Origin of the sequence: Paraburkholderia polaris, assembly GCF_012927345.1 — a bacterium.
Lineage (GTDB): Bacteria > Pseudomonadota > Gammaproteobacteria > Burkholderiales > Burkholderiaceae > Paraburkholderia > Paraburkholderia polaris.
In genome coordinates this window covers 90,093-102,868 of the sequence record NZ_JABBGJ010000031.1, presented here as the reverse complement: position 1 = coordinate 102,868, position 12,776 = coordinate 90,093, and the positions used below count along the sequence as shown (strand labels likewise).

Annotated in this window: 15 protein-coding genes; 12 read left to right on the top strand and 3 right to left on the bottom strand. The window is 59.5% G+C overall.

Annotation, left to right across the window (positions count from 1 at the left end):
• Window positions 1–6: 6 nt before the first annotated feature.
• The 3 genes from HHL24_RS26965 to HHL24_RS26955 are packed head-to-tail and all read left to right on the top strand — an operon-like array spanning window position 7 to window position 4,079.
• Entirely contained in the window at window positions 7–609 is a 603-nt protein-coding gene (locus HHL24_RS26965) for a hypothetical protein (protein ID WP_169488301.1), read from the top strand.
• Window positions 610–615: 6 nt separating this feature from the next.
• Window positions 616–3,849 carry an SNF2-related protein gene (locus tag HHL24_RS26960; protein ID WP_169488393.1) on the top strand — a complete coding sequence of 1,078 codons (3,234 nt, stop codon included), beginning with the start codon at window positions 616–618 and terminating at the stop codon, window positions 3,847–3,849.
• Window positions 3,846–4,079: a hypothetical protein gene (locus HHL24_RS26955; protein ID WP_169488392.1), complete on the top strand. Its 234-nt coding sequence runs from the start codon at window positions 3,846–3,848 to the stop codon at window positions 4,077–4,079. Before HHL24_RS26960 ends, HHL24_RS26955 begins: the two co-directional genes overlap by 4 nt.
• A 236-nt stretch (window positions 4,080–4,315) precedes the next feature.
• On the opposite strand, the gene HHL24_RS26950 is transcribed toward HHL24_RS26955, so the two are convergent.
• From HHL24_RS26950 to HHL24_RS44640, 3 genes are all read right to left on the bottom strand, one after another.
• Window positions 4,316–5,050: an SOS response-associated peptidase gene (locus HHL24_RS26950; RefSeq protein ID WP_169488391.1), complete on the bottom strand. Its 735-nt coding sequence runs from the start codon at window positions 5,048–5,050 to the stop codon at window positions 4,316–4,318.
• 64 nt (window positions 5,051–5,114) lie between these two features.
• Window positions 5,115–5,666, bottom strand: a complete 552-nt coding sequence (locus HHL24_RS26945) for a nuclease-related domain-containing protein (RefSeq protein ID WP_329606753.1) — start codon at window positions 5,664–5,666, stop codon at window positions 5,115–5,117.
• Entirely contained in the window at window positions 5,650–5,982 is a 333-nt protein-coding gene (locus HHL24_RS44640; protein ID WP_268966743.1) for a nuclease-related domain-containing protein, read from the bottom strand. The genes HHL24_RS26945 and HHL24_RS44640 overlap by 17 nt, the downstream gene beginning before the upstream one ends.
• A gap of 248 nt (window positions 5,983–6,230) precedes the next feature.
• Between HHL24_RS44640 and HHL24_RS26940 the strand changes: the two genes are divergently transcribed.
• The 9 genes from HHL24_RS26940 to HHL24_RS26900 all read left to right on the top strand — a co-directional run bounded on the left by HHL24_RS26940 (window position 6,231) and on the right by HHL24_RS26900 (window position 12,755).
• On the top strand, window positions 6,231–6,527 hold the full coding sequence (locus HHL24_RS26940) for a hypothetical protein (protein ID WP_169488390.1): 297 nt from the start codon (window positions 6,231–6,233) through the stop codon (window positions 6,525–6,527).
• 137 nt (window positions 6,528–6,664) lie between these two features.
• A complete protein-coding gene (locus HHL24_RS26935) occupies window positions 6,665–8,326 on the top strand; it encodes a PRTRC system ParB family protein (protein ID WP_169488389.1) in 1,662 nt (553 codons plus the stop codon).
• A gap of 106 nt (window positions 8,327–8,432) precedes the next feature.
• Window positions 8,433–8,924 (top strand): PRTRC system protein E, encoded by a 492-nt coding sequence (locus HHL24_RS26930; RefSeq protein ID WP_169488388.1) that lies wholly within the window; start codon window positions 8,433–8,435, stop codon window positions 8,922–8,924.
• Window positions 8,925–8,932: 8 nt separating this feature from the next.
• The gene (locus tag HHL24_RS26925) at window positions 8,933–9,151 is read left to right on the top strand and encodes a PRTRC system protein C (protein ID WP_169488387.1); all 219 of its coding nucleotides are present in this window, start codon (window positions 8,933–8,935) and stop codon (window positions 9,149–9,151) included.
• 96 nt (window positions 9,152–9,247) lie between these two features.
• A complete protein-coding gene (locus tag HHL24_RS26920) occupies window positions 9,248–10,381 on the top strand; it encodes a PRTRC system protein F (protein WP_169488386.1) in 1,134 nt (377 codons plus the stop codon).
• Window positions 10,382–10,400: 19 nt separating this feature from the next.
• The gene (locus HHL24_RS26915; RefSeq protein WP_169488385.1) at window positions 10,401–11,123 is read left to right on the top strand and encodes a PRTRC system protein B; all 723 of its coding nucleotides are present in this window, start codon (window positions 10,401–10,403) and stop codon (window positions 11,121–11,123) included.
• Window positions 11,120–11,758, top strand: coding sequence for a PRTRC system protein A (locus tag HHL24_RS26910; RefSeq protein WP_169488384.1), 639 nt, complete (start codon window positions 11,120–11,122; stop codon window positions 11,756–11,758). The genes HHL24_RS26915 and HHL24_RS26910 overlap by 4 nt, the downstream gene beginning before the upstream one ends.
• Window positions 11,758–12,564, top strand: a complete 807-nt coding sequence (locus HHL24_RS26905; protein WP_169488383.1) for a PRTRC system ThiF family protein — start codon at window positions 11,758–11,760, stop codon at window positions 12,562–12,564. Before HHL24_RS26910 ends, HHL24_RS26905 begins: the two co-directional genes overlap by 1 nt.
• Complete coding sequence (locus tag HHL24_RS26900) at window positions 12,561–12,755, top strand: hypothetical protein (protein WP_169488382.1); 195 nt, start codon at window positions 12,561–12,563, stop codon at window positions 12,753–12,755. The genes HHL24_RS26905 and HHL24_RS26900 overlap by 4 nt, the downstream gene beginning before the upstream one ends.
• The last annotated feature ends 21 nt before the right edge of the window (window positions 12,756–12,776 follow it).

Below are 12,776 nucleotides of genomic sequence, written 5' to 3'. Positions count from 1 at the left end.
CCAATCATGCAGAAAGTCGTTCTGTATATGCCCGTTCCCGGCCAGAGGGTATCTGCGGTAGGCCAATGGGTGCATTGCTCGCCGGCGCTCATCAGCGCGGGCGTCAGTTGCGCCGACACTCCCCGGCGGGTTTGCCATTGCAAACCCGAGAGTGGTGGTCATGACCACTTCATCGTTCATGCGTCTGCACCTGACTTACAGCGCGACGACGCTCACGCATTCAAGAACTTCCATCGACTGTTGTGTGAACGATTTGACTACGTGCACGACGATAAGGACTGGCGGCGCGATCAACTCTCGCTGATAGAGCATATCGCTCGCCTCGCTGGCCCCGCATCCGCTGGGGGGCAACAGTGTCGCCGGCCATGGACGGATCTTGGCGAGATCGACCTGATAAGCGACGAGCGATTCACTGCGTGGGTAGTTGAATGGCGCGATACCGACGGTAAGCGTGGGTTCGAGGTGTTCGACGACCAGAACGAGCGTAACGCGGTGGCGGGAGCGACCGGTCCGGGCTTCGAAGTCATCTGCTACAGCGTGCTGTACGAAGTCGGCGGTTCGCTGAAAAGCGTTGCTCATTACGTCACAGACAACTCGCGGTTCGAGTAAGCGCAGATGCTGGCGGTAATCCGCCAGTGCCTCTCTTCCCGGAATTCACCTTTTCTCTTGGCTCGCTTCGGCGGGCCCTTTCTTTTTTGTCAGGAGCACTTCGTGGAACAAAATGAGCTTCTTTCGTTAGGCGACTGGTACGCACCGTTGCGCGAGCTGGAAAGCCTTGGTGCAAATGATATCGGCGTGGCGCATCAGGGCGAACTCGCCGCGGCGCGTCGTCGACATCTCGGTCAGTTCTTCACACCGGAAAACGTAGCGCGGTTCATGTGGGGTTTCGTCGACCGCTTCGATCCGAAGCGCAAGGTAAGCCTGTTCGACAACTCCGTCGGGTCTGGCCGTCTGCTGCAGTTTGCGAACCCCGAGCGCCACTCGATCTATGGCGTCGATATTCATGGTCCAGCAATCTCGGCCTGCCAGTCGGTGTTCGAGGCGGCAGGTTTCACGGTTACGCTCAAGCACGCTGGCATGGAGGATCTGCGCCCCGCGAACTTTGACGTGGCACTCATCAACCCACCTTTCTCGTTGCATCTCGAATCGCCGCATCTGTATGCGTTTGACTGCACCACGTGGGGCCGCTATGGCGCCAATAAAAGTGCGACTTCGCATGAATACTCTCTCACACAGGCACTCGGTGCTGCGAATGTAGTTGTCGCGCTTTTGCCGCTGACGTTTGCCGAAGAGGTTCTGGGCGCGATGCATGCGCATGAGAGTTGCTGGTTCAAGGCAGCGCGTCGGGTGGCGGGTTTCTTCGAACTGCCCGATGACGCGTTTCAGGTCGAGGGCGCAAACGTCCGTACAGCGGTGTTGGTGTTCGACCGATACCGCGATTGCCCCAGCGATTTCATCCGGCAACCGGCCGATCTTTCGCAACGGGCGCCGTTCGTCAGCCTGCATTGGGAGGAGAGGGTGTTTGATCGTCCGAAGCTCGGCCTGCAGACGCTTGACGACTCGATGCCGGTGATCACTCGGGCAGTGACAGGCAGCAAGAGCGTCTACATTGCGCACGATGGCCGACGCATTGGCCTAAGGTTCGAGTGTGGATTCACCGAAGCGATGGTCATGAACGCGATTCTGGAAAAGCCCATCTTCTCGCAGGACGGTCATCGTTTGCCGAAAGGCTTGAGGTATGCCGGACAGGGGATGCTTGATCTGGAAACGTACTATGCGCAGGACTGTCCTGTATCGGCGCTTCACAAGCTCACGGACCGGATCCGTGAGGCTGGTGGGCAGCCGGTGTATCAAGCGGGCTTCCTTGAGCACTTCGAGCGCGGTATGCGGCGCTCGCAGCGGCAGGCGACGCCGTTGAGGCACGTGGTCTACACGAGCGGTGCAGGTTCGGCCGAGGTCGTGACTGGCGTGGCGCGAGCGACCCACAAGGTCGATGAGCGGAAGTGGGGCAGCGCGCTGATCCGTGAGGGTGACGAGTTCGAGTTCCGCCGCGTTAGCGACGGGCGCTACGCGTTCCAGCTGCATGGCGTCTCGTACGGACTGGCCGTGGATGAACTGAATGCGCGATTCATCGTGCAGAACGTGAGTCAGGGCTGGGAAGTGGCTCATGAGGGGGTATCGGCGCGTTATCCGAAGCTTGCGAATCAATGGCGCGATCGCGTGGTGTCGTTAGGGATCGACAAGTGGCTCGACTGGGGGTTTCAGGTCGATGATGTCGTGGAGACAATGATGAAGCCGAGTGGCTGCATCATCGCGTGGGAACAGGGTTGCGGCAAGTCGCGCCTTGCGCTCGCATTAATCCTTCTGTCGAACGTGAAGCACGGCCTCATCGTTGTTGAGTCCCGGTTGATCCGCGAGATGCTTGCCGAGATCTCCCAGTTGCCGATCGACATGAATGACGTCCATGTGATTCAGGACGCTTCGGATATCGACCGGCTTGCGCGGTTTAATCTCATCGCATACGAGCGGCTTCGTATGCCGGTGGATCGCGCGAGATCGAAGCGCGTTACCTACGCGCATCGACTGCGTCGCCGTATCGGCCTGCTGGTGGCTGATGAAGGCGAGCGGCTCGCCAACCCGACGAGCGATCAGAGCCGCGCGCTCTGGCAGCTTTCGGCTCGACGTCGTTTTGTGCTGACCGGTAGTCCGATTCCGAACTACCCGCGCGACGCGTTTGGTCTCGTGGCGTTCACAGGAGGCGATGGCACGGCGGCGCAGCCCTACGGCTACCGTCGCGGTTATCTGGAAAAGGCATGGCTGAACTCCGCGGAATACGCGGTGCGCGGCATTGACCGGTTTCGTGATGACTTCGTTGTCACTGAGTGGGTAACGTGGGAATTTGCCGAGAATCTGCAGGATGGCGCGAAGCGCGAGGTGCCAAAAATCGGAAACCTCTCGTTGTATCGCCAGATGCTGGCACCACAAATCAAACGGAGGCTGGTCTGCGAACCGGAGGTGGCCCGCCACATCCAGATCGATGAGCCTGTAATCAAGGTGCATGACATCGATTGGGACGCCTCGCATCTGTCGTTATATCTGCGTGCGGCGGACGAGTTTGCGCAGTGGTATCGCAAGGGCCGTGGTGACGAGGGAAAGTCAAGCAACCTCATCACCATTCTCGCGCGGCTGCGAGCTGTGCATTTCGCTGCCAACTATCCACAGTACGGGATGGAGGGTGTCGGCTTGTACGCTGGCGTCACTACGAAGCAGGAAGCGGTGTTGACCCGGTTGCGCGAAATCGCGGCGGAAGGCAAGCAGGCGATTGTTTTTGCGGAAAACCCGGGGGTACTCAACCTGATGGCGCGCACGCTTAGCGCTGAGGGGATCGAGACCGTGCTGTTTCATGGCGAAGTCCCGATCACGAAGCGCGTGAAGGAGAAGGATGAGCGGTTCCTGACCCGCAAGGCGACGGCGCTTCTATCAACGAAGGCATCAGGCCGCGCCGGATATAACCTGCCCAACGCTGACTACGTCCTGTTCTATGACAGATCGTGGACATGGCGGGCGGAGTATCAGGCAATGCGGCGCGCGCTGCGCTGGGACAGGCAAGGCACATTGACAGTGGAGTATTTCCATTTGCCGGGCAGCATTGACGTGTACCAGGACCAGATGGTTGCGCACAAACGAGACTCCATGCAGGCGGGGCTCGACTGGGCGACACCTGAACTGGATGACGAAGCGTTTCTCCACATTGATACGCTTCTGGACAGTTTTGTCGAGGACCTCGCGAAGATGCGCGGAATGTCGAAGACATACGAGATGCGTCAGCGTCTCAAGGAGGCTGCGTGAAAGACTCAGGAAAAGCAACCGTAAGCGTTGGCGAGACCGAAGTGTCGGTGAAGCGGGAAGGTTCGAGTAAAACGTCGGTGGCCCTGATTCTTGGAAAGTTCGAGAAAGAAGGGGTTCTGATCGTCGCATTGGACCGGCTCGTGCATCAGCCGCACGAAGGCAGTCTAGGAGAGTGGTCGGTGAGTGGTGCAATCACGACCATACTCAGCCGCAGTTCGACTCAATCGTAACCCGATGGGATTCCCGCGCACGCGCGGGGGTCCCGCAGGTCAGCCCTTTGAACCCAACCCGGCTCATCCAGTGCCGGGTTTTTTTTTGGCCCGCGGGAGCGGGTAGATCCGGAGACGCGCGGCCGTCAGGACAAAGATCTTCTTGGGTGATGCGTTACGCGAGTATGTATCGCGCCACTAACCAGATTGCATACACGGAGAACGTGCAAAGTGAACAACTACAGCCGGCGACGTGGTTAGCACGGCGCGCAGTTTGACGCGGGCTCGTCCCCGGCGATAGGCTCGTTGAACACAGGGCTGTCGTTCCCGCCGCCGCTTTTGTTCACGTTGGGCGTGACCGGGAACCAGTGAAAGTCCTCCGAGACCTTGCGCGCGTTGTTCGCCAGGTGAACCGCCTCCTCGAACGTTGTGTCCGGGTCCAGCCAGACCCGTGCTTCTTCCACGGTCAGCACCAAGGGGCGCCGGTCGTGGACATCGAGCATCCCTCCAGCGGCTGCATCCGTGACGATCACGAAACCGTCCACCACGCCAGAGTGCTCGGTCGGCGGAGCGTCGGGTGTCTCGGGCTTCACGCTGCTCAACCCGGCGAAGAAGATGGGCGGCCCGTCGTTCGACTGGATGAAGTACGGCTGCTTGCGCTTGCCGACGGCCAACCATTCGTACCAGCCGTCCGCGGGGACCAGGCACCGGCCGGATCTGAAGAGGGCCTTCCAGGTGCTCGTCGACGCCTTATCGAGACGTGCGTTGACCATCATCGGGACTTTGCGCGCCACGGCCCACGGCGGCCGGAACCCCCACACTTCCAGATGCGGCCCGTCCGGCTTCAGAATGGGCTGCTTCGTGCCCGGCGAAACGTTCCAGCTTGGCCGAAACATTTCCGCACGTTCCCGGAATCTCGGATCATCCGCGTCCGACATCAGCGGCTCAAGGTAGAAGAGGTCCTTCTGACCGCGACTGTAACGTCCGCACATGGCAAACCCCTGCTGTGAAAACGATAGGGTAACCCACGCGAAACGTCGAGCGGCCGGCGCGGCTCTATGATGACGAATCCCGCGCTGCTCGTGTCACGCCTTGCCGAGCGCGTTGCTCAGGCGATTTGTCGAAAGCGATAGGCTTGCTCGGGAGCTCGACGATGTAGCTGCTCGTGATTGGCGGCTGGGCGGATGCCGTGGCGCGGCCGGCGACGCGGGCTTGGGCGCAGCGGCGGCGGTCAACCAGGACAGAGCCCCTGAGACCGTTGGCTTCAGAGTGGATCGTTTTGATGCGGGCGGTTGGACGGACATGGTCTTCGCTGAACATCGCGCCCAGAAGGGAGAACAAGGAAACACTGTCGAGGTCTTTCTCAAACACAGAGAGAAACCTGTCCGCCTTCACGACGAGAGACGTGTCGAACTTCTTGGGGCGGTCAATGCGCGCTTTCGATGAAACGATCACGTAGGAACGGTAGTCAGCGATCTCCGGAGCCGATTTGATCGTTCGGATAAACGCCTTAAGCACCAGGGCGTGTCGTTTGTTCTGTTCGAGCGGAGAGGCCATGCCGTCGTACTGTCGGCCATTCCAGCGCAGAAATTCACCGTCCTCTGTGATCTTGACCCCGCGTGAAACCCGTTTGCTTTCCAGAACCCATATACGGTTCGTTCTGAATCAGCAGGTGGTCGATCTGCGCTACGCGGCCGTCGTCAAGCTCGAAGCGGAGGTCGTGCAGGACCATCGTGTTCTTGCTTTCGCCCAGATGGAAGTCGATCTCATAAGCAGTGTCATGTTCGCCGCGCCGACCGGCCTTCAACGCGCGAATCTCCTGATCGACCATCGCGCGCGTGGTAGGCGACAGGCCGGGTAGTCCAAGAATCGCAGAAAGGGTTTTGAGGGACGTCTCTTTGTCGTCCGCAGACTTGATTATCATTTTCGTGCGCTGAGCGATTGGTCGATCGAACGAGTCTCACATAAGGGGTGGAGGCTAAATCGGTGAAAAGCCATATCAAAAAACGCACCTTTCGCCCATTCGTGCGCCCTTAAGTAACTTACCCTTAGTCGATCACCTGCGTCTCCTGACGCATCGACCTCCGGCGCACGCCGACAATCCATCGTTCAAAGCCCCTCGGGACCTCTCCCGATCGGGTGCAGGTCTCCGTTTCTGGAGAAACTGCCGCCATGACCAATCCCTACCTTGACGTTCGAGTTGCTTTTGCGCTCGCCAAAATCGCCCTCATCGTTGACCCAGACGATGACAGCTATGAACAGCCGCTCGGCGAGGCCCACGCTTTGGGGCTTCGCGACGGAGAGGACGCCCCCCCGTATCCCTCCGTGCCGGCGTTCTTCGCGGATGAGCCGGCACTGGCGCGGATGTGGACTTTGGGCGTTCAGGAGCAGGAAGAGAGGGAGGAAACGTCCTGTATGTGTTCTTTCTGTTTCAAGGATCATCAGCTCTGGGACTGCCCTCATCTTTGACGGGGCAGGTCCCTGATTTCACAAATGGCACCTGAAAAGGCGCTTTCTACCTGGCCGGCGCAGACGTCGGCATCCTTGCTAACCCTATCGGGACTCAATCCCGACAGGGGATGAGTTCCGTTTCCGGAAAACTCGTCATGCAACAAACCATTCCCCTTAATCGCATCAAGGTCCTTTCGAACCCGCGTAAGTATTTCGACCCGCTGAAGATGGCAGAGATGGAGGCTTCCGTCAGGGAAACGGGCGTGATCCAGCCGATCCTCGTTCGCCCCTCCGACGATGGCAACTTCATCGTGATCGCCGGCGAGCGTCGCTACCGGGCCGCTATGACGGTACACGGCGAGCTCTATGAGATCCCGGCAATGGTGCACGACGTCGATGAAGCCACGGCTAAATCGATGGCTCTGATCGAGAACATCCAGCGCCAGGATATGTCGCCCGCCGAAGAGGCGGTATCCGCAGCCGAACAGGTAGGCCTTCTCAAGGGTGACCGGGATGAAGCCGCCCGGATACTCGGTTGGAACCGCCAGACGCTCGACAAGCGACTGGCGTTGATGAACTGCACGCCGTCCGTCCTCGAGGCGCTGACGAATCGCCAGATTCTGTTGGGTCACGCCGAGTTGTTCGCGGCGTTCACCAAGGAGAATCAGGACAAGTTGCTGCCGGTCATCATCGCTGAAAAGCGTTCGATTGCCGATCTCAAGACTGTCCTGGAGCGTGCGGCCTGCGCGCTGTCGGCGGCGATCTTCGACAAGGCGGATTGTGCGGCGTGCCCGCACAACTCCTCTGCTCAGTCTGAAATGTTTGGCGAATCGATCGCGACAGGAAACTGTACGAATCGGGGCTGCTACAACGACAAGACCGAGAAAGCGCTCGAAGCACAAGTCGAGAGCATGAAAGACGAGTATCCGGTTGTGCGGATCGTTCGCGCTGGCGACAACGAAACCCGTGTTCAACTCACAGCCGATGGCCCGAAAGGCGTCGGAGCGGAGCAGGTTGTCGCATGTCACGGCTGCCAAAGCTACGGCGCCGCCGTGAGTGGCCTTCCCGATTCGTTGGGTAAGGTCTACCGCGGTCAATGCTTCGATACCGTTTGCAACATGAAAAAGGTTGCGGCGCGCATCAAAGCTGAAAAGGCTGCACAGCAACCGGCATCGCCCGCTGCAAGCAAGGCCGCGACTGCTCCAGCAAAGAAGGTTGCTGGTGCCGCCGGTGCTGCACCTGCGCCGACGCAGGCCGCAACCGTCGTGTCGGAGTCCGAGCGGGTGAAAGCCTATCGGGTGAAATTATGGCGGAAGGCGCTGCGTAAGGACATCGGGCTCGATCATGGTCTCGCTCGCGAGTACCTGATTGGTCTGGTCATGACCGGCCATGCGCGTGACATCGACGGCCCCGCGTATCGCGGGCTTCTGGCGAAAGGCCTGAAGCTCGAAGTGCAAGAGTCCGATATCGCGGAAGCGATCAACGTCGTCAAAGGTGTTCCGTCCGATCGCCAGGTGGCTCTCATCACCGCGATGCTGTTCACCGCGATCGAGGGGCTGGCTGTTCACGCTCTGACGGCGCTGTGCAGGGCGCATGGGCTTGATTTAACGAAGCACTGGAAACTCGACAAGGAGTTTCTGGAACTCGTAACCAAGGCCGAGATGATGGTGATCGCAGACGAACTCGGCATCCGCGCCGCGCTCGGCGAGAACTTCAAAAAGGTTTTCGCGAAGTCCAAAGGCGAAGTCATCGACGCGCTGCTCGCGGTTGAAGGCTTCGACTACACGGGCAAGCTACTCAAGATCCTGCAATTCTGATCGGCTATTGCGATCGTCCTCAAAGGCTGCGCGGTCTCCGATCGTTCGCCTCTCTTTTCTTATGCCGCCTTCGCGCGGCTTCCACTTGATTCAGGAGATTCTCTTTATGTTCCAGACTCTGGAGGCGCTCGTTCGCGCCATTTCGAAACTTAACCTCACCTTGCGCATGGACGGAGATCAGATGGTCGTGGTCGTTGTGCCAATGGGGGAGGGCAAGGATGCAGCCCTGCGTCAGCCGCTGATCATCACCGGCCTGCCCAACGAACTCGATGAGGGTTTCGTGGCGGCGGTCCAGTCCTACAGCGCTGCACACCGTTCGCTGTCGGAGCAGGTCGAGGCGACCACCGCGATCCTTCAGGAGGCGGAGAAGTCCCAGGCCGGCAAGGGGCAGAAGGCATTGCAGAAGAAGTCGACACCGGCTCTGCCGGCGCCGTCCAAGTCGAAGCCTGGTCCGGATGATTCGGACGAGGACGAGGACGACGATAGCGGCACGCTCGGCGACGTAGGCGGCACTCAGGTGACCGATTCCAATGCGACTGCAACGTCGCCGGTACCGGACGCAAGCCAGGGTACCGATTTGCAATCTCTCCTTATCTGAGGTGAACGATGGCGCTCTCTATCTCTGCTGTCACGCGGATCTTTCTCTACAACGGCATGCAACTGCTGGACCCAGGTCCGTCGTTCTCGCCGGAAGCCGTCCGTGATCTCTACACCGCGCAGTATCCGGAACTCACGACCGCTTCGGTCGACGGTCCGGAAGTGAGTGGCGAGACCATGACCTACAAACTCGTCCGCGCGGCGGGTGCTAAAGGCTCCCATGCGTAAAGCGACCCTGCTAAAGATGCTCTCCGAACCGGATAGCTTCCTCACCGCTCAGCCGCCCGAAAGGGCGGTTTTCATTTACGAGGATGAAACAAAATCATGCTCTTCGATCCTGCATCGCATGGTCTCGGCCTCGCTGACGAACCAGGCGTCGCCTGGAAATCAGAACGCCCTGCGGTTACCCGCCGTCGATCTGCCGTTGATTTTCTGACACTGCCCGCAGTGTCGCCCGAAGTTCCGGCCACCGCCTTTCTGAAGTGGCGAGAGCCTGGGAAACTCACCGAAACGATTGAGCGTCATTTCCGCTATGGTCCGTTGCGCGCACATGACGTGCGCAATCCAACCAGCGCGGGCGATGCGTTCCAGCAGGCGTTTTTTGCCTGGTGGGGCCGTCAGAGCAATGCATCCTTCCAACGACTGACTTTCCTGCCGGTCCTGATGGATTCGGCCGCGGTTGTCGAAACGTTGCAATTTACGGACGACGGCGACAACAGCGACGATCCTGCACCACTGTTTCTTGCGATCGAAGTCCCCGAGGAAAACTGCTACGAGCTTTCACCGGGGGCTGGCGAGCTTCGCGCAGCGCATCCGATGTTGATGCGCTCGGTGATGGAGACAATCCGTAACGCCTCGAATCGCACGCTGTACCTGCGCGATCCGGAGTGGTTCTGGTCCGAGTATGAAGTCTGGTATTTCGATGGTGATCTCCCTACGGACGAGGAAGCCAGGGAACATCTGGCCGAGCGGTTCGACGGACCCGATGAAGTCGAAAGCTACCTACCTTCGACGGTGCGTGCCGAGCTTGCTCCGGAGGATGTGTTCTTCACCGGAGAAATGAAGGACGCCAAGGCGTTTTATAAAGGCGCTCTGAAAGGCCCCGAGCTGATGCGCTTGCGCAACCGGCTCAAAGGCCGCGCGCGTCGCGTCTGCACCGCGTTGATGGACCTGCAATCGCTGATGGCGTATTGCCCGAAGCGCAGTCTGATGCAGTTCAAGTATTTTTCCAGGAATGCTTACGAAGCCTGCTCGCTTGTCTGGGAGCACAACCGCTTCACCGAGGAATTTGTGGATATCCACTTCGACGATTGCGGCAGCAATGGCGCGACGACGTATCCCGGCTTCATCCCTTTCGAAACCAATGCCCGTGCCATTCGTACACAGTACGAGAAATGGGCGCGTGCAATCAGGATCCTGCAAAGCCTCGACACGCTGCTGTCGCTGGTAAGCAGGTAAAACCCATACTGGAGTTCCCATGAATCAGATCGTGACTGGCGCTGTCGGCGCCGATGTTGCCTTGTCGTCGGCGATGCTGCTGTATGGCAAACCGAATAGTGACCCGGAGTATGCGACGGTTCACGAAATCCTGACTGATCCGAAGACGTCTCGCCCGATCATCGGTGCGGGGCGCCCTCTGACGTGCGACGCGCTCCTGGGCGCTGTCCGCAGCCTTGCAAAAGAGGCCTCGCCGGCAACGGAGTTTCTTCCGGCAACGGTCCTCGGCCTTTCGATGGTCGCGGTGACGTGGTGGTGTCCGCCGACGCAACGCCGCGTGTTCTTCGAATGTGAGGAACTCGGCAACCGTTCCGCGGTGGTACCTCATCCTGGCCTGATCTTCCGAGCCGGGTCCAACGGGTTCCGTGTGTTCGCAGTGAAGGGTAGCGAACGCCCGAAAGCCGATACGCCGATTTTCGAGCCTCCCTACTTTAATACCTGGGACCATGGAAGCATTTGCATCGGCACAGCCTCAGTGCCCAAGCGTATCGACGTCGCTTCGATTCCCGGTTGGGAAGCGGGCTTCTTTGATTCCGCATTCACGCATCCGAACGTGGGCGGCAAGCGGTTGAGCTACCCGAACGGCGAGTTCGCCTTCTGGCGCGACATGCTCGACGGCAAGTTCTCCGGTGGCTTCCCTGAAGAAACGCTGGTGCCGATGAAAGTGACTGCAAAGCAGATCGTATGCGGAGGTGTCGCATGAACGCGATCGATTCGCTTCTGCAGACGTCTTTTCCGAGCGTGATGGTGCCAATGCGCGAAAGCGTCGTGGCACTTGATCGACCGGGCGAGCGTTTGCTCATCGCAGCTGACGGCGTGTATCTCGAAGTCGTCCGTTCGTGGATCCGTGTGGTTCGTCGTATTGCGAAATACGACGTTGCCACGGCGATCCCGTACGGCCGTGTCGACGCAGTTACCCAGCAGCTCTGTGGGCCGGTGCCGCCGCAACTCATCGCGGAGTTTCGTGCGATGGCTCGCAAGGACCATCCGGTTGAGGTCATGGCGTGGATTGTGTGGAACGCGCTGACTGGCGCATTCCGCATCGTTCAACTCACGGCCAGGTCGCAGGGGTCCGGTCACATTGAGGGCTATCAGCGGCCGGATCTTGCCGAGGGTGAGCATCTCGTCGTTGACTGTCATTCCCACGGGGCTCACGAGGCGTACTTCTCGCCGACTGACAACGACGATGACGTGTTCGATGTGAAGTTCGCGTTCGTGCTCGGTGAGTGCGGTAGCGATCGGCCGTCGACGGCCTTCCGGCTTTGCGCGAAGGGAATTTTCGAGAAAAGCGCGGTGCCGCTGTCGTGGCGTAGTGTGCTTGGTGCGGAGGTGGCGTGATGGCTGACGCAATCATTCACTCCTTGCCCCAGCAGATGCAGCGCCGCGCATGGAAAGTCGTGGTCGTTGGTGCGGGTGGTACGGGTAGCGCATTTCTCCCGAACCTCGCGCGCCTGCATCACGCGATGGTGGCGCTCGGTCATCCGGGCGGCATCGAATGTGTGGTGCTTGATGACGACACCGTGAGCGAAACCAACGTTGGACGGCAGGGGTTCTATCCGTGCGACGTTGGCCAGCACAAGGCACTGCTGCTCGTCAATCGCCTGAACCATCTGATGGGGACCGCATGGAAAGCGGAACCCGTGCGGGTGGATTCGCGCACGCGTCTGCGCGCGGACATCGTGGTCGGCTGCGTCGATTCGCGCAAGGCTCGCCATACGATTGTCAAGGCATCGGAGCGCGGGTCGGTCGACTATTACCTCGACTGTGGCAACGAGGTGGATCGTGGTCAGGTCTTCATCGGCCAAATCGGCAAGCCGAGGTTTGACAGATTGCCCCACGTGGGCGATCTGCTGCCTGAGTTGCTGGATGCGAAGAAAGACAAAGGCGACGACACGCCTTCGTGCTCGATGGCTGAAGCGCTCAGCAAGCAATCGCTGGTGATTAATCAGGCGATTGCCGTGCAGGCGTTCAACATGCTGTGGAGCTTCTACCGCACCGGTGCGCTGCCTTTCTCCGGCGTGTACGTGAACCTGGCAACAGGGCGCACAAATCCGGTACCAGTCAATCCTGAAGCATGGGAACGGTTCGGATACGTGCAGCCGCCCAAGCCTGAGCGCAAGCGTAGGCAGAAGGGGGCCGCATGATTACCGGTTTGAAGCAGATGGGCTGTGGCAATTGTGGCCACGAGGTGTTCAAGCTGTTCACTGATGACGAGACGCGCCGTATTGGTGTCGAGTGTCAGGGCTGCAAGGAAATCTCGTGGATTCAACCTGAGCCGTCGAAGCTGACCATCGAGTTCGGAGAGAACTCGGACGGTCGCATAGCCGTTTTCTGAAACCTACCGGCGGGCACGTAG